Consider the following 15,533-nt stretch of genomic DNA (forward strand, 5'->3'; position numbering starts at 1 on the left):
ACAGTTTAAGAATCGTCATCTCAAAGTTTGGACAGGAAAACTGAAACCCGCTTTTTAACAAGTTTTTTCTGGATAAACATTCCGGCTTTTCAGCAATAATTCGGTTTCTGTTTTCAGAAATCCAGAGGCTATTTCCAGCTGCCAGACAGGAGTATTAAGCCCAAAAGGAACCTTCATCTGTTTTCTTAATTTCCTCATCATTATTTCATTGGACAGGGGATCAGGAGCTGTTATATTCATTATCCCGGTGATGTCTTCATGATTAATAATCCATTCTACGGCTCTACAGAAATCATCAATATGGATCCAGCTGACCATTTGATTTCCTTTTCCCTGCTTTCCTCCCAGCCCTAACTTTGTCAGCATCCGTAATTTGGGAAAAGCTCCCCCTTTATTTCCTAAAACAATGGAAGTCCTCAATGCTACCTTTCTTACCTCTTCATTTTTGATTTTAAAAAACTCTTTCTCCCAGCTCTTACAGATATTCATTGAAAAGTCATCTCCTACTATTCCATTTTCTTCTGTATTCAATTGTTTTTCTGAATGGATATAAATGGTGGCAGAACTGGCATTCAGCCAAATTTTCGGTTTTTCGGAACAGGTATCAATCGCTTCCTGTAATACGCCCGTGCTTTCAATTCTTGAAGAACAGATCTCCTGCCTGTTCTTTTCATTGTAACGGCAATCCACTGATTTTCCGGTGAGATTAATCAAAACATCTGACTTTTCAAGGATATTTTTCCAAGCTCCTATTGTTGCTGCATCCCAGTAGATTTCATTTTTCCGTTTAGGTTTCCGGGTTAAAATATATACCTGGTTTCCCTTTTCTGCAAAGTATTTTTCTAAGTTTTCACCAAGAAATCCGGTTCCGCCGGCTATGATTATTTTCATCTTTAAAGGTTTTAGTTTGCTGGTATTGAATATAAAGTGCATGCTAAACGCAGCTTTATTTTCACACAAAATATTTTTTTGTTCTTATTTCAATTTCAGAACCTTCTGCAAGCATTACTGAAACAGGTTTCTGATGATTCAGGCATTCAAAATCATGTCCGTAAATTGTATTGAAATCAATTTCAAGTTCATGACTTTTTACCTGATAGCAGTTCCATTTTGGATGGCATACCTCGTATTCGGAAGTATTGTTTTCTTTTTTCGTAAACCCCCAGTAATGCTCTGTAATGAATTCGAATTCAGAATCAGTTTCCATTGGTCTTGCTGTACTTTCAGCTGTAATCTGAATAGAATGCCAATTTTTATCTTTCCAGGAGTATCTGATCAGTAGTTCATTGTTTTTCTCATGGATCAGGTTTTTCATCGGCATGGTATGATAATTTTCTTTATAAACAGCGTTGGCCACAAGGCTTAAAGCTGGCTTAGGAACTATTTCTTTGATGAAAACCACTCCTCTTTTCCAGGCTCCGTTTTCTTTTTTCCTGACATAAAATCTCAGGTTGACCTCTTCAAAATTCCGGTGAAAAAGAATCGGCAGGCCTAATAATTTTGTATTTAAAAACATAAACCCTACTAAGCTTACATACCATTTTCCTTTATAATCATCCAGCTCTGTCCCTTCAGGGACATATTTCAATAATAATCCGGGATTGATTTCGTAATTGATGATGGCCAGCTTTCGCCATTCGGCTTTTAAAAAATTCATATTGGTAATTTTATATTTGAAATTAGTGATAGAACTGCATTCTATCCTCGGTTAAACCGTCACTTTTCGGCTCCGGAAGATTCTGCAGCAACTTTGATGGGTTCATTTCTTTCCAACAGGAAGGTTCTCAGATAATGGGTGAGAAAAACGGTATTAAAAAGCTTTCCAATAATTCCCAGTGGTGATTCAAATTCAAAAATATCGATCATCAGTGTTTTTCCTTCCGTCTCTTTAAAGAGATGCTGATGATGCATAGATTGAAAAGCTCCTTTCAGCATTACAACGGTAAATTGATAAGGTTTTTCCATACTGATTATCTTCGTCATAAGATTTTGATATATTCCCAAATGCTTCGCTCTCCAGGTAACTGTTTCATTTTCTTCAATAAGCCCGGATGTACGTCCTGCAATTGCTTTTTCGTGGGTTTTTGAAGTTGATTTCTGATGCAGTTCAATATCCCTTGCACTATCAAAGACACGTTGTATACCGGCATTAATTAAGGTTTCTAAATAAATTGCTGACATGATCAAAAGGTTTGTTTTTTCTTATTTTATTACCTGTCCAATAATGAAAGCTAAAGCCGTCATTCTAAAAAGAATCCAGGAAATTGTAGGAAGGTAATTTATCTTTAAGATGTTACACCTTCTCATATGTTCCAGGAACATGATAAAAACCACCGTTCCAAAATAAATCATATAGAAAACAGGAGTAAAATCCGTCAACAATGCTGGAATTAAAAGCAATGTGCCCAGCAGGGAAACGGTCATCATATTTCCCAGATAATCCCAGATTTTGTCTTTTAAATATCCTTTCAGGAAAACAAGCTGCCAGAGGATCTGCCCAAGACAAACTCCAAATTCTCTCCAAAAATTCCGGGTTATCCCCAGATCCGGTTTTCCTGAAAACATACTTAGGATATACGCTGAGAAAACAGCAACAAATGCAATGTATACCAGTCTGTATGTCATATTAAAATCAGGGACACATGCGTTTTCAGTAGTATCTTTTGCGGACGGAATAATCTGTTTACGGTTATAAGAAACAAAGGAGTACATCTTTTTGAAAAACCAATATAAAGGTTTTATCCTTGCTATTTTCTCCAGGATCGGAAAAGAGTTTCCTATGATCAGCAGAAGGCTGTCCAGCCCGTATACCACCTGGCCATTATGATGATCCACCAATGCAATTTCGTTTTTTGCCAGATGGAGATCGATCAGCTCTTTATTTCTTAATGACAGTTCAGTAAAGGCTTCTCTTCCATCCTTATCAAGCATTCCGCTTTTGGTAAAGCCACTGGAATAAAGAGTACACAGCGGGCAATCGCTGTCATAGATCAGGGTATGGTTTTTCAGGGTTTTCATTTTATTTCATTTTATAAATTAAGGAAATCGCCTCTTGTTCTTTTATTCGGGAATCTGAAGGTAAAATACATCCAGATCTTAAAAATCAATGTTTTCATATTTGATTTTAATTTCTTTATTCATAGCATGGTTACGTCCTCTTAGAAAGAACAGTAAATTCAAAAACATCATAAATCCAAGGTAAATTGAAAAGCCTCCGATCTTTGTACTTAAAGCAACAACCAGCCTTTCTCCGGTTTCAATTTGGCCAAACTCAATAATACATAGGGCAAAGCCTATATTAAGAAGGTAAAAACCAATTTTGAACAATGAATTGGTGGCTATCGCAATGTCATTCTTCTGGTGAAAAATATCAATCATCAATACTTTCGAATTTTTAAACAAAAACTAAGAAACCAGGATGGTAAGGCTAATGACAATAGGTAAATAAATCATGTAGGCTGAAAAATTATACGTAGCGGTTAAAACGGTAGTTGACATCATAGGATTTATTTTAAAATTAATTTTTTTCTTACAAGATAAAAAGTAAAGATGTTCAGATAGTGAAGTATACAAAGGATCAGCGTAATACCTCCGATACGTCCTGCTGTTACTGCTGCTGCCTGCCCCATGCTGTTTATTCTCTCCCAGAAAGTAAGGTTTATTGCGATATAGCCTAAATTCAGCAGGTAGTAACACCCAAGAAGTATTCGGTTAATCGTCAGACAAAGACTCTCATCCTCAAGGAGGTATTTCAGATACACTTTTCCGGTCTGATAACATCTTCTGCCTACATCGATCGTGATGTAGGAGCTGATGCCCAGAAAAAGGAGGTATGAAATAATATTGAACATCTTATAATTTTTATATTTTCAGTAATTTTTGAAAATTAAAATGAAATAAAAAAGGATTTTCATCCTCTTTCTATTTCAACAGATTGGTAATCTTCCCTACCAGCCAGTGATCATCACTCTTGATCGCCAGATCCATAATATTGTTGATCTTTCCGGTAACAGAGCTGAAATCATCCATCAGCTTAATGAATTCTCTGGCTTCATCAGAATCTTTATCTTCAATATTCTTTAGTTCTTCCAGAAAAGAAATTACAGGTTCGATCTCTCTTTTTCTGCGCTCTTTGGTAATTTGTTTGAAGAGATACCAGACATCTTTTTCCGCCACAAAATACTCTTTCCGGTCTCCTTTTATAAATTCTTTTCTCACGATCCCCCAGTCTATCAGCGCACGGAGATTCATGTTGGCATTCCCTCTTGAAATTTCCAATTGTTCCATTACCTCATCAGTTGATAGTGGTTTATCACTTGCCAAAAGCAGGGCATGCACCTGTGCCATCGTACGGTTGATCCCCCAGTTGGTTGCAAACGTTCCCCAGGTTTGAATGTATTTTTCTTTTGCTTCTGACAGTTTCATGTATTCTTCTTTATTTTCTATTACAAATATAATTATATTTTTTGAATTTTCAATAATTTTTGAAAATAAATATAAAAATAAAACAGACATTCCCGCGAATGCCTGTTTTTATGGTTTTATTTTATTGATTTATAGCTCTCAATCAGTCTTATAAATTCTGAACGGTATCCTTCTTCATCTTTGTTCTTCCCTTCTTTGGCCAGGTTTTCAATCTTATTTAAATCTTTTTCCTTAATTAATTTTGAATCTCTTAAAACCAGACCAAACCATGCAACAGAAGACGCAAATTTGAAATCGGGACTTATTTTTGAAAGAGAGAGGCCAGTTTTTTTAATCACTTGGGTGATCTCCGTACTTTGATCTCCATCCGGTTTTTTATAACGGAATTTTACAGTTGCCAATTCATTCCCGAACTTTTGGGTATGGGCAGTGGCAGAATATTTCAATGTATTTTGTTTGGGAAGAAATTCTGACTGTACATCTGCAGGTATGATCTCATATAAGGCAGTAACGGTATGTCCGCTTCCCAGTTCTCCCGCATCGATCTTATCATTTACAAAATCCTCATTTCTTAATTTCCGGTTTTCGTAGCCGATCAGTCGATAGGATTTTACGAACTCAGGATTAAATTCGATCTGGATCTTCACATCTTTAGCAATCGCATACATGCTCCCGGCAAATTCTTTCCCCAGAAATTTATTGGCTTCCTGCATATTATCGATATAGGCATAATTGCCATTTCCTTTGTCGGCCAATGTTTCCAACGTATTGTCTTTATAATTTCCCATCCCGAAGCCTAAACACGTCAGGAAAACCCCGGACTTTCTCTTTTCTTCAATCAATGATTCAAGATCTGAGGAGAAGGATTCCCACATTGAAATCTCCGTCTGTTGCAATGATAACACTGTTATTTCCTCTTTTATAAAATTTTCCTGTGCCAGTTTATAAGCCAGTTCGATTCCTGCGCCTCCAGCAGTACTTCCTCCTGCCTGTAAGATGATCCAAAGCCTGAATAATTTTATGCTTTTTCTAGCAGAAGTAGGCGGTAAAACCATTCCGGCACTTCCGGCATAGACAACGATACCCACTTTATCCTGCGGTCTCAGCTGATCTATAAGATTTTGAAAGAAGATTTTAATAATGGCAGCTTATTCTGCTCGTCCATTGAACCTGAAACATCAATCAAAAAATGATATTAGATGCCGGTAAACGATTATTCATGGATTATTTTTTTCCCTGAAGTCCTATTTTTAACAATTTATGATTAGAATTCCAAGGAGCGCTGCTGTATTCTGTGTTGATAGAAAACGGCTCTTTCGTAGGCTGTGGATAATCATATTTAAAATAATTGATCATCTCCTCTACCCGTACAGCATTTTTATTGATTATCTCCATTATTGATCATTCTCCTGACATTGGAATAAGAAGCATTATCCACATCTATAGAAAATGTAGACAGGGGCTGGCTGCGGGTAAGCTCAAACGGATTTTCTACAAAGGCATTATAGCTTTCATCATTCACTACTGAAGAAACCTGTTTTTGCTTATTGATTTCATTCAGAAGCTTTTCCATTCTTCTCATTTCCTTTTTTGAGAGATTTTTAGTCGTTACCACCACCACTCCGTTTGCCGCTTTGCTTCCATATATTGCCGTAGCGGAAGTGCCTTTCAGAATATTCAAACTTTCAATTTTGTTGGGATCTAATCCTCTGAAATATTCTTTTCCCTGAATTTTTCCATTAATGATATACAGAGGAGTGTTTTCCGGGGTAATAGAAGCAATTCCTCTGATCACCACCTGACTGTTATCAAGATAACCTTTATTGATATTGTCAAAGGTATTTTTCACCTCTTTCCGATGTTGGCTGCCCTTTCCCGTTGATGCTATTTGCACACCTGCAACTCTTCCCTGTAATACTGAAGAAACAGTAGAGGATGGAGGTAAAAGACTTGTTGAACCTACCACAGTCGCGGCACTTGTAACGGATGATACCTTCTTTTTAATACCCAATCCAGTCATTACCACTTCATCAATTTCTTGTGTAACTTCCTGAGCATCCTTCTTTTTGATTAAATAACCATCTGTTGAATATTCTGTGTTTCTTTTACTGGAGACTACCGGTTGATATATCTGATCTGAAGTCACAGGATTTGGTAAAGGCGGCACTTCAACAGAATATTTAGCAGGAGCCGGAACTGTATGGATTGCCAGGTTTTCTACAGGTTTAACAATATTTTTCTCTTTTTGGATATTCTCCTTGGTTATGCTGTCAATTTTTACAATATCAGCTTTGGTAACCGGCCCTCTTAGGGTTTTATTTTCTGCAATTGTAGTCTTCAAAGGTTCTAAGCCCTCTTTTTTATTCATAAAATAAAATGCTCCCCAACCAATCACCAGACTCGCAGCAATTCCATAAGGAAGCCAGAGAGGTATGGTTCTCTTTTTCTCTTCTTTCTGGTCTAATTTTTCTTCAATTTTTCCCCAGACTTTTTCAAAACCCGGAAAAACCGTTGGCCCATCTGAAAGCCTCGAAGCTTCGTTGAATTGTTGATCAATATGATTATTTTCCATTGTTGTAAAAGTTTAAATGTTTTGATTCATCAAAAGTTCCTGTAGTTTTTTCCTGGCAACATTGAGTTGGGATTTTGATGTTCCTTCGCTTATGGAAAGCATTGTGGCAATTTCTTTATGCGGATATCCTTCAATAGCAAAAAGATTAAATATTGCCCTGCACCCTTCCGGGAGGAAATTCAGCAGACCCAGGAGATCTTTTTCAAAAGAAATATTTTCTGTATTCCCTTCTGAAGAATCAATAAAGTTCTCTTCTAAGGAAATAAACATAGTTTTATTAGACCTTAGTTTCTGCAGGCATTCGTTAACAGCAATTTTTCTTGCCCAGGCTTCAAAAGTTTCAGGATTCTGAAGCTGGCTTACCTTCGTGAAAATTTTGTAGAAGGTATCGGCCAATACTTCTTCAATATCTTCATCATTTTTCAGATAGCGTCTGCAGACCGAATACAGCCTACCCGCCATTCTCTCGTAAACTTTCCGCTGTGCATTGCGGTCGTTACGCTGGCATTCTAATAATAATTCTCGTTCCATAGTCAGGAGTTATACTATGATAGATGCAGAAACTTTTACTTGGGTTGGAAACATGGTAAACTTTTTTGAGTGAAAGTACGGATAGGATCATTTGCTTTTAAGCAATTTTGCCTTTTACCATTTTTATTTTCACTTTTTTTTATTTCCAAATTTAACTTTTCCTGCTGTAACAAATCTTTAGTAGTAACGACTATTAATACAAATAATCTTTTTATAGTAATGAAAAATGCGAAAATGGCATCATTACTTTTTGTTTTGTCTGCAGGAAGTATGATGTTTGCCCAAGATGACTTAATCAATAAGTTAAAAAACAACCAATCACAAAATGCTAATTTTCAGTTCACGACCCTCAAAGATGTGGGAGCCACTTCTGTAAAGAACCAAGGTTCATCAGGAACGTGCTGGAGCTACTCAGGGAACTCTTTCCTTGAATCTGAAATGCAGAGAATGGGCAAAAAACCTGTAGATCTTGCTGAAATTTTTACAGCCAGAAATTCATATCATGATAAAGCGAAGTTATATGTTTTAAATAACGGAGCTATCAGCTGGGGCGACGGAGGGGAACTTCACGATGTTGTCAATATGTATAAAAAATACGGAGCTGTTCCTCAGGATGTGTATACAGGATTGAAATCCGGACAAACGCTGAACAATTTCAAGGAAATGCAGGGGAAGTTAAAGCCCGTTTTAGACAGCCTTGTTCAGGCTTCTTCCAAAGGAAAACTTTCTGACAACTGGATGAGTTCTGTAGATTCCATTCTTGATGAATACTTAGGAAAGGTACCTGCTAACTTTACGTATGAAGGAAAAAACTACAGTCCGAAAACATTTGCTAAAGAAGTAGTGGGGATCAATCCTGATGATTATGTAGAATTATCTTCTTACAAAGACTATCCATATTACCAAAAATTCGTAGTTCCGATTCCTGACAACTGGAGCCACGATTCTGACTGGAATGTACCGATGAAAGACCTTACGGCCATCATTGACAATGCAGTGACTAAAGGATATTCTGTAGGCTGGGCAACAGATGTTTCCGAACCTTATTTTTCATATAAAAATGGAGTAGCTTATGTTCCTGATATTGATCTGGACCAGATCAATGCAGACAACAAACAGACTTTGTTTACTGAGCCTAAAAAGGATAAAACCATTACAGAAGATATGCGTCAGAAAGCCCTTAACAATCTTTCTACCACGGATGACCACGGAATGCATATCGTAGGTTTGGCTAAAGACCAGACGGGTAAAGAATATTATATGGTAAAAAATTCTTGGGGAGTAACCAATGACTTCGCGGGATATCTTTATGTGACAAGGCCTTATGTGGAATATAAATCAACAGCTATTCTGGTTCATAAAAAGGCAATTCCAAAAAGCATTTTAAAGCAGTTGAAACCTACTAAAAACATTGGTTTATAAGCAATGAAATCACTTCTGCCCTATACTAAATGGCAGTTTTAGATATTTAAATCTGTTAAAAACCCGCTCCTGAAAATTTCAGGAGCGGGTTTGTTTTTATTCGTGCTAAAAGGGGAACAACAGATCATGCGCCTGTAGGAATGAGAGAAGCAGGTTAATTTTTCAAGGTATCCTATGACTTAGTTATTTCCTCTCCAACAGTACAACATGTATAAAAAATATTATATTTGCAAGCACCAACAAATTATTACCTATGAAAAATCTAAAAAAATTAGCAAAATCAGATTTAAAGAGAATCCACGGAGGAAATGCTCCGTTATGCCCGGAAGGAACCATTGCATGCCATCATAAGGCTGAAGGTGGTATTCCTGCGTACTGGACCTGTGAACCGGACAGTACCAGCTGTACATTCTAGAGATCAGATCCTAAGACAAATCAAACCCGGCTTTCAGGAAATCCTGAAAGCCGGGTTTTTAATAAATAGGTGAAAAAATTAAATATAAAATAAAGTGAATTATGATGATTATGGTAATGGCCAACAGTGAATCCGCTTCGCTCTCCATTTCTACAGCATTATCCATTTGCGCGGCAAAACTGACTATTTACCTCACCATTCCCATTAAAATAATACCCCCATACTTTCTGCTGAAAAGTCCAGAAGTTCTTCCGTATTTCCTTCCTTGATCTTTTTTACCCACTGGTAATCCTGTAAAATAGCACGTCCTATTGCAACAAGGTCAAATTCCTCCTGATCGAGTCTTCTGATCAATTCTGTAAGGTCTGTTTTCTCTGTTCCCTGACCGGCAAAAGCATTAAGAAAATCCCCGTTCAACCCTACTGATCCTACTGTGATAGTGGGCTGCCCAGTAATCTTTTTAGCCCAGCCTGCAAAGTTTAAATCGGACCCTTCAAATTCAGGTTCCCAGAAACGGCGTTGAGAACAGTGGAAAATATCCACTCCCGCTTCTTTTAATGGGAGTAACCAGTCTTCCATTTCATTGGGAGTAAAAGCCAGTTTTGTTTTATAATCCTGCTGCTTCCATTGTGAAAGGCGGATGATAATCGTAAAATCCTCTCCTACTGCTGCTCTGATCGCCTTAACGACATCAACGGCAAACCTGCTTCTTTCTTTTAATGTTTTACCGCCGTACTCATCTGTTCTTGTGTTGGTTACTTCCCAGAAAAACTGGTCGATAAGATAGCCGTGAGCCCCATGAATCTCAATACAGTCGAAACCAAGGTCTTTCGCTGATTTTGCAGAGGCTGCAAACTGAGCAATGGTATCCTGAATATCTTCAATGGTCATCGTTGAAGCTTTTTCCATTGGAACCAAAGGATAGTCTTCTGACATTCTTGTATCACCTACGTGCCAGATCTGAGGCCCCATTTTACCTCCGTTACGATGTACGGTATCAATTACATTTTTCCAGCCGTTTAAGGCTTCTGTTCCGTAGAAATCCGGGATATTCTGTAAGTTCTTTGATCCCGGTCTGTTGATCACAGTTCCTTCAGACAGAATCAATCCTACTTCTGAAGCGGCTCTTCTTCCATAATAGTCTGCAATATTCTGTGTAGGAACTCCATTATCAGATTGTGCTCTGGTCATCGGAGCCATTACGATTCTATTTTTAAGCTGTAAATTTTTGTATTGAAACGGTTTAAATAATGATGATGTGCTCATATTTAAATTTATATTTTATAATTGTTACACAAAGTAACTAATAATAGTTCATTTTTGTATCTTTCATTGAAAAAATAGTGGTAACTTCGCAGTAACTTACATTAGTAACATCAAAGTAACATATGAAACTCCGGTTCCATATGATATTTTAAAATAAAGATCTCTCTATGAAAAAGAATGAATTAATGCAATACAGCTGCCCTCTGGGTAAGGCAATGGCCGCTTTGGGAAGCAAATGGAAACCCATTATTGTTCTGGTAATTAAAGACAGGAAGTTGCGTTTTGGAGAACTGGCAGTGCGTATTAATGTTATTTCCAGGAAGGTACTGACTGATCAGCTAAGGGAGATGGAAAACGACGGTCTGGTTATCCGCGAAGAATTTAAAGAACTTCCTCCGAGAGTAGAATATTCTCTTACAGAAAAAGGACTGGCATTACTGCCTATTTTATATTTACTGGAAGAATGGGAAGCGAAATACCAGGTTAAAGGACTACAGTCTGAGCAGTGTAGTGTATTGAAAAAAGAAAAGGAAAAAGCGGCTAAGGTCTGAGTTACTTTCTTTTTCCAATCAATAGATAACTGATTTCAAAGAACTCTGTGTAAGTTAGAAAAGATAACCCGTACATTTGATAGAAAAGCTGTATATTAAAGATGTCAGACGAAATACAAATTTTAAAAGACTTTGTTGAAGGTAAACTTTCTGACAAAAACTTTGAACAACAGCTTTACACAAATCTGGAGTTAGAAAAACTTCTTTCGGATCCGTCCATTAATTGGCAGGGAACCTATTTACAAAATACTTCTCCATTTCTGTATTTAGCTGAACAGGATTATAAGAGTACTACAGGCAGATTAAATGCTCATGGAACAATCAAACTGTTTCTTTCAACAATCGGAATTGAAATAACTCCATCTACAAAGTATACTGATGAATATGATCTTATTCTCAGGACAAGTCCCAGATATGTAGCTGCTGAAGCAAGCTTTATTGAAAAATATATTTTACCCAGAGACAAAAAACTTTCAAAGTCTGATCAAAAACAATACATAAAGCAGCGATATACTGAACTTTTTAAATACCTGACAAAACCACCTGAATGGGTCCAAAACCCTAACTGGCCCATTAAAGACAACAAACCTTTATTCTTTTTAGGACAGATCGAAATTAAAAACTGTGACCTGTTTGATGACGGATGCGTTTATTTATTTGTTGACCAGGAAACTGGAGCCATTGAAAGTGTAAAACAATTTTATTAGTTATCTGAGCTTGGAGCAAGGGCTTCCGAATTGAATAAAGGATAGAGAGCGAAGCTAATAAGGTTACAGAACAGGTATATCCCGGCTTTTCATCTTTTTTAAAAGCCATTCACTTCATTTTATGAAACTATCAGAGGCCACATGGCCAGTAGTACTTCCAGCCTCTCTCTTCCATCTTCCAGCTATCTTAACTTTCAAAAAGGTAAGTATATAGGTTCAAAACCATTTCTGATGCAAATTTGCAGAAAAAATTTCATTATGAATTACAAAGAAATTGCAAAAGAAACCATTGGAAATCTATACAGAGCCCACAACAGTATTAGAAAATCCGGAATTGATGAAAAATTAATCGCTCTGGTTGAACTGCGGGTATCTCAAATTAACGGATCTGCTTATTGTTGCAGCTATCATGCTAAAGAGCTGCTTAATTTTGGCTTTGAACAAGACCTCATCAACAGGCTTCCGGGTTGGAAGCACACCCATGTCTTTGATTCCAAGCAAAAACTTGCTTTAAGCTGGGCAGAAGCTGTGCTTAATAATAATGATGACTGGAATACAATCAAAGAGCAGTTAGCCCAATCTTTCACTAAGCAGGAAATTGTAGAGCTGACCGCAAGTATAACTTTAATGAATACTTTAAATAAACTACGGATCACTTTAGCGGAGGAGGATTGAGGAATTCAAATTATATCCTGGACTATCACGGATTTCCTTTTTTATATAAAAACAGCGGGCTTTCAGAAATCTGAAAGCCCGCTGCTGTATTATTTAAGTCCCATTAGAATATCGCAGGATATTTCTGAGGATTGTTTTCGTTAAACATGGCGTAGATCTTTTCTACCATATCATCTGCAGACGGCTTGCTGAAGTAATCTCCATCGCTTGCATACGCAGGTCTGTGATCATTCGCAGAAATGGTCAGCGGATCTGAATCCAGGTATCTGAATGCTTTTTGCTTTTCTAAGATCTGCTGTAAGATAAATCCGGTAGTCCCTCCTTCCACATCTTCATCGATCACGACCAATCTGTTCGTTTTCTTAACGCTTTCAGCAATTTCGTGTGATAAGTCAAATGGAATTAATGATTGAATATCAATTACTTCTGCAGAAATCCCCAGCTTTTCCAGTTCGTTGGCTGCTTCTGTTACAATTTTCCATGTAGAACCGTAAGTGACCAAAGTAACGTCTTTTCCTTCTTTCGTGACTTCAATTTTACCTACTGGAACCGTGAATTCTCCTAAGTTGTCAGGTTGCTTTTCTTTTAATCGGTATCCGTTCAGACATTCTACGATAATCGCAGGTTCGTCAGTCTGAAGCATGGTATTATAGAATCCTGCCGCTTTGGTTAAGTTCCTTGGAACCAATACCAAAATACCTTTTGAAAGGTTCAGAATTCCTGCCATTGGAGAGCCTGAATGCCAGATTCCTTCCAGTCTGTGACCTCTTGTTCTGATGATTAGAGGTGCTTTCTGACCTCCTTTTGTTCTGTAATGTACCGTTGCAAGATCATCACTCATTCCCTGAAGACAGTAAAGAACATAGTCTAAATACTGAATCTCAGCGATTGGTCTAAGACCTCTCATCGCCATTCCGATTCCCTGTCCAAGGATGGTCGCTTCACGAATCCCTGTATCAGCAATGCGTAATGCGCCATATTTCTCCTGCATTCCTTCCAACCCCTGGTTTACGTCACCGATATTTCCGGTATCCTCTCCAAAGATCAAGGTTTCAGGATATTTTGAGAAAATTTTATCAAAATTATTTCTGATTACCACTCTTCCGTCCACCTCTTCAGAATGATCCGAGTAGACCGGTTTGATTTCTTTCACATTTTCAGCTTTCCATTGGGACTGAGAATATAAGTGGGAAGAATAATTGTCTTTTTCAATTTCAGCTACTTCATTGTATTTCTGCATCAATTGTTTTCTTTCTGCAGAATTCGTTCCTCTGGTTGCCAGTAAAGCTTTTCTTACCAAGTGGAAAATATCTTTTTTAGCTTTGGAAACTAATGTATTGAATTGTGAGATATACGTTTCAACTTCGGTATTCTGACCTTTAAGGTTTTCTACCAAAGGTAAGATAGATTGAATCAAATCTGCAATAGATTTCTGGTAGTTATCCCAGGCTGCTTTTTGCCCGGCCTTAGCCTTCTTTTTTGCTTCATCATCAATGGCATCCAATTCTTCAGCAGTAGCAATAACTTCTTCTTTTCCATCGATCTCGATAGAATAGTTCAGAATCCATTCTTTGAATTTTGCCAATCCGTCAAATTCTGCTTCCCATGCAAGACGCTCTTCATTTTTATATCTTTCGTGAGATCCTGAAGTAGAGTGTCCTTGGGGCTGGGTAACATCGATCACGTGCACCACCACCGGAATACTTTCTGTTCTTGCAAAATGCTCAGCTCTTGCATACGCATCCAATAATGCAGGATAATCCCAAGCTTTCACCTGGATGATCTCACATCCCTGTTGTTCACCTTCCTTTCTTTGGAAACCGCTTAACATCTCACTGATGTCAGCTTTTGCTCTCTGATTTTTTGTTGGAACTGAAATTCCGTATCCGTCATCCCAGATAGAAACGATCATGGGAACCTGAAGTGCACATGCTGCATTTAAAGTTTCCCAGAAATGGCCTTCTGCTGTAGAAGCATCACCAATGGTTCCGAAGGCAATTTCGTTACCTTCTCTGGAGAATTTTTCAGAACCTTCAAATTTTACACTTTTATAAATGGTAGAAGCCTGAGCCAATCCTAATAATCTTGGCATCTGACCTGCAGTAGGAGAAATATCGGAAGAAATATTCTTTTGCGCTGTAAGATCTTTCCAGCTTCCGTCTTCATTTAAACTTCTTGTTGCGAAATGCCCGTTCATCTGTCTTCCAGCTGAAGCCGGTTCTCTTTCCACGCTTGTATCTGCATACATCTGTGCAAAGAAACTTTCTACGGTCAAAGCATCGACTGCTAATGCAAAAGTCTGATCCCTGTAATATCCTGAACGGAAGTCTCCATTTCTGAAAACTTTCGCCATTGCCAGCTGAGGAAGTTCCTTACCATCCCCAAAAATTCCGAATTTAGCCTTTCCTGTGAGAACTTCTCTCCTTCCGAGATAAGACATTTCACGAGAGATCCTTCCTAACTTGTAATCTTCAAGTATCTGATTTTTAAAATCTTGAAAGGATATTTGCTGTGTTTCAATATAGGTTGTTTGCATAGCTAAGTATAAAAGTTTTTTATTCTTCAAGTATTTTGCTAATATACACTTTTTAAATTAATTTTAATTTTTAATAATCTTTATTAAAAATTTGATAATAAAAAAAATTGTGCTTTATTTTGAAAAAAATTGTAAAAGATGGAAAAAAAATCACCTCATATCCTTAATGCATCCAGCAATCTTTTAGGATTTTCATTGATTATTATTACTTCATTAAAAATCTCTAAAATCAGTCGCAATACCTATTTGGACGAATTTGCAGGACTGGCATGCCTGCTTTTTGCATGCAGCTGTTTCTTCTCATTCCTGGCAATCAGGACTAAAGAACAAAAGAGGGAAATTAAGTTTGAGACTATTGCGGATTATTTATTTTTAATCGCTTTATTTTGTATAGTTCTAGCTGTAGTTATTGTAACGGTAAAAATAATTTGAT

General features: G+C 37.3%; 17 protein-coding genes and 1 pseudogene. 6 read left to right on the forward strand and 12 right to left on the reverse strand.

Going from position 1 to position 15,533, the window contains the following annotated elements:
* Nucleotides 1-54: 54 nt before the first annotated feature.
* The 10 genes and pseudogenes from MUW56_RS02625 to MUW56_RS02670 form a co-directional block, all read right to left on the reverse strand.
* A complete protein-coding gene (locus MUW56_RS02625) occupies nucleotides 55-891 on the reverse strand; it encodes a TIGR01777 family oxidoreductase (protein WP_292011724.1) in 837 nt (278 codons plus the stop codon).
* 61 nt (nucleotides 892-952) lie between these two features.
* On the reverse strand, nucleotides 953-1,657 hold the full coding sequence (locus MUW56_RS02630; protein ID WP_292011725.1) for a DUF2071 domain-containing protein: 705 nt from the start codon (nucleotides 1,655-1,657) through the stop codon (nucleotides 953-955).
* Between the two features lie 59 nt (nucleotides 1,658-1,716).
* Nucleotides 1,717-2,181, reverse strand: a complete 465-nt coding sequence (locus tag MUW56_RS02635) for an SRPBCC family protein (protein WP_292011726.1) — start codon at nucleotides 2,179-2,181, stop codon at nucleotides 1,717-1,719.
* Between the two features lie 21 nt (nucleotides 2,182-2,202).
* Nucleotides 2,203-3,018 (reverse strand): DCC1-like thiol-disulfide oxidoreductase family protein, encoded by an 816-nt coding sequence (locus tag MUW56_RS02640; protein WP_292011727.1) that lies wholly within the window; start codon nucleotides 3,016-3,018, stop codon nucleotides 2,203-2,205.
* A gap of 78 nt (nucleotides 3,019-3,096) precedes the next feature.
* Nucleotides 3,097-3,378 (reverse strand): hypothetical protein, encoded by a 282-nt coding sequence (locus MUW56_RS02645; RefSeq protein ID WP_367118493.1) that lies wholly within the window; start codon nucleotides 3,376-3,378, stop codon nucleotides 3,097-3,099.
* 128 nt (nucleotides 3,379-3,506) lie between these two features.
* On the reverse strand, nucleotides 3,507-3,851 hold the full coding sequence (locus MUW56_RS02650; RefSeq protein ID WP_292011728.1) for a hypothetical protein: 345 nt from the start codon (nucleotides 3,849-3,851) through the stop codon (nucleotides 3,507-3,509).
* Between the two features lie 70 nt (nucleotides 3,852-3,921).
* Nucleotides 3,922-4,425: a transcriptional regulator gene (locus MUW56_RS02655; protein WP_292011729.1), complete on the reverse strand. Its 504-nt coding sequence runs from the start codon at nucleotides 4,423-4,425 to the stop codon at nucleotides 3,922-3,924.
* Nucleotides 4,426-4,541: 116 nt separating this feature from the next.
* Nucleotides 4,542-5,513 carry a YfbK domain-containing protein gene (locus MUW56_RS02660; RefSeq protein WP_292011730.1) on the reverse strand — a complete coding sequence of 324 codons (972 nt, stop codon included), beginning with the start codon at nucleotides 5,511-5,513 and terminating at the stop codon, nucleotides 4,542-4,544.
* Nucleotides 5,514-5,649: 136 nt separating this feature from the next.
* Nucleotides 5,650-6,997 (reverse strand): annotated as a pseudogene (locus MUW56_RS22790) (von Willebrand factor type A domain-containing protein).
* 12 nt (nucleotides 6,998-7,009) lie between these two features.
* A complete protein-coding gene (locus MUW56_RS02670; RefSeq protein ID WP_292011731.1) occupies nucleotides 7,010-7,528 on the reverse strand; it encodes an RNA polymerase sigma factor in 519 nt (172 codons plus the stop codon).
* Nucleotides 7,529-7,747: 219 nt separating this feature from the next.
* Here MUW56_RS02670 and MUW56_RS02675 point away from each other — a divergent pair, with 219 nt between their 5' ends.
* Together MUW56_RS02675 and MUW56_RS02680 are read left to right on the forward strand one after the other, a co-directional pair.
* Nucleotides 7,748-8,950 carry a C1 family peptidase gene (locus MUW56_RS02675; protein WP_292011732.1) on the forward strand — a complete coding sequence of 401 codons (1,203 nt, stop codon included), beginning with the start codon at nucleotides 7,748-7,750 and terminating at the stop codon, nucleotides 8,948-8,950.
* A 253-nt stretch (nucleotides 8,951-9,203) separates the two neighbouring features.
* Nucleotides 9,204-9,365: a hypothetical protein gene (locus MUW56_RS02680; protein ID WP_292011733.1), complete on the forward strand. Its 162-nt coding sequence runs from the start codon at nucleotides 9,204-9,206 to the stop codon at nucleotides 9,363-9,365.
* 204 nt (nucleotides 9,366-9,569) lie between these two features.
* Here MUW56_RS02680 and MUW56_RS02685 read toward each other — a convergent pair whose 3' ends face one another.
* Entirely contained in the window at nucleotides 9,570-10,631 is a 1,062-nt protein-coding gene (locus tag MUW56_RS02685) for an NADH:flavin oxidoreductase (protein WP_292011734.1), read from the reverse strand.
* Nucleotides 10,632-10,798: 167 nt separating this feature from the next.
* Here MUW56_RS02685 and MUW56_RS02690 point away from each other — a divergent pair, with 167 nt between their 5' ends.
* From MUW56_RS02690 to MUW56_RS02700, 3 genes are all read left to right on the forward strand, one after another.
* Nucleotides 10,799-11,182: a helix-turn-helix domain-containing protein gene (locus MUW56_RS02690; RefSeq protein ID WP_292011735.1), complete on the forward strand. Its 384-nt coding sequence runs from the start codon at nucleotides 10,799-10,801 to the stop codon at nucleotides 11,180-11,182.
* A gap of 101 nt (nucleotides 11,183-11,283) precedes the next feature.
* Entirely contained in the window at nucleotides 11,284-11,889 is a 606-nt protein-coding gene (locus MUW56_RS02695) for a hypothetical protein (protein ID WP_292011736.1), read from the forward strand.
* A gap of 258 nt (nucleotides 11,890-12,147) precedes the next feature.
* Nucleotides 12,148-12,564 (forward strand): carboxymuconolactone decarboxylase family protein, encoded by a 417-nt coding sequence (locus MUW56_RS02700; RefSeq protein ID WP_292011737.1) that lies wholly within the window; start codon nucleotides 12,148-12,150, stop codon nucleotides 12,562-12,564.
* A gap of 103 nt (nucleotides 12,565-12,667) precedes the next feature.
* Here MUW56_RS02700 and MUW56_RS02705 read toward each other — a convergent pair whose 3' ends face one another.
* Nucleotides 12,668-15,100: a thiamine pyrophosphate-dependent enzyme gene (locus MUW56_RS02705; protein ID WP_292011738.1), complete on the reverse strand. Its 2,433-nt coding sequence runs from the start codon at nucleotides 15,098-15,100 to the stop codon at nucleotides 12,668-12,670.
* A gap of 138 nt (nucleotides 15,101-15,238) precedes the next feature.
* On the opposite strand from MUW56_RS02705, the gene MUW56_RS02710 reads away from it, so the two are divergent.
* Complete coding sequence (locus MUW56_RS02710) at nucleotides 15,239-15,532, forward strand: hypothetical protein (RefSeq protein WP_292011739.1); 294 nt, start codon at nucleotides 15,239-15,241, stop codon at nucleotides 15,530-15,532.
* Nucleotide 15,533 lies beyond the last annotated feature (1 nt).

Origin of the sequence: Chryseobacterium sp. (assembly GCF_022869225.1) — a bacterium.
Lineage (GTDB): Bacteria > Bacteroidota > Bacteroidia > Flavobacteriales > Weeksellaceae > Chryseobacterium.

Excerpts from the sequence above, each read along its gene's own strand:
- MUW56_RS02695 (WP_292011736.1), top strand. The coding sequence starts at position 11,284 with ATGTCAGACGAAATACAAATTTTAAAAGACTTTGTTGAAGGTAAACTT.
- MUW56_RS02645 (WP_367118493.1), bottom strand. The coding sequence starts at position 3,378 with ATGATTGATATTTTTCACCAGAAGAATGACATTGCGATAGCCACCAAT.
- MUW56_RS02650 (WP_292011728.1), bottom strand. The coding sequence starts at position 3,851 with ATGTTCAATATTATTTCATACCTCCTTTTTCTGGGCATCAGCTCCTAC.
- MUW56_RS02675 (WP_292011732.1), top strand. The coding sequence starts at position 7,748 with ATGAAAAATGCGAAAATGGCATCATTACTTTTTGTTTTGTCTGCAGGA.
- MUW56_RS02635 (WP_292011726.1), bottom strand. The coding sequence starts at position 2,181 with ATGTCAGCAATTTATTTAGAAACCTTAATTAATGCCGGTATACAACGT.
- MUW56_RS02705 (WP_292011738.1), bottom strand. The coding sequence starts at position 15,100 with ATGCAAACAACCTATATTGAAACACAGCAAATATCCTTTCAAGATTTT.
- MUW56_RS02625 (WP_292011724.1), bottom strand. The coding sequence starts at position 891 with ATGAAAATAATCATAGCCGGCGGAACCGGATTTCTTGGTGAAAACTTA.
- MUW56_RS02685 (WP_292011734.1), bottom strand. The coding sequence starts at position 10,631 with ATGAGCACATCATCATTATTTAAACCGTTTCAATACAAAAATTTACAG.
- MUW56_RS02710 (WP_292011739.1), top strand. The coding sequence starts at position 15,239 with ATGGAAAAAAAATCACCTCATATCCTTAATGCATCCAGCAATCTTTTA.
- MUW56_RS02640 (WP_292011727.1), bottom strand. The coding sequence starts at position 3,018 with ATGAAAACCCTGAAAAACCATACCCTGATCTATGACAGCGATTGCCCG.
- MUW56_RS02680 (WP_292011733.1), top strand. The coding sequence starts at position 9,204 with ATGAAAAATCTAAAAAAATTAGCAAAATCAGATTTAAAGAGAATCCAC.
- MUW56_RS02700 (WP_292011737.1), top strand. The coding sequence starts at position 12,148 with ATGAATTACAAAGAAATTGCAAAAGAAACCATTGGAAATCTATACAGA.
- MUW56_RS02690 (WP_292011735.1), top strand. The coding sequence starts at position 10,799 with ATGAAAAAGAATGAATTAATGCAATACAGCTGCCCTCTGGGTAAGGCA.
- MUW56_RS02630 (WP_292011725.1), bottom strand. The coding sequence starts at position 1,657 with ATGAATTTTTTAAAAGCCGAATGGCGAAAGCTGGCCATCATCAATTAC.
- MUW56_RS02670 (WP_292011731.1), bottom strand. The coding sequence starts at position 7,528 with ATGGAACGAGAATTATTATTAGAATGCCAGCGTAACGACCGCAATGCA.
- MUW56_RS02655 (WP_292011729.1), bottom strand. The coding sequence starts at position 4,425 with ATGAAACTGTCAGAAGCAAAAGAAAAATACATTCAAACCTGGGGAACG.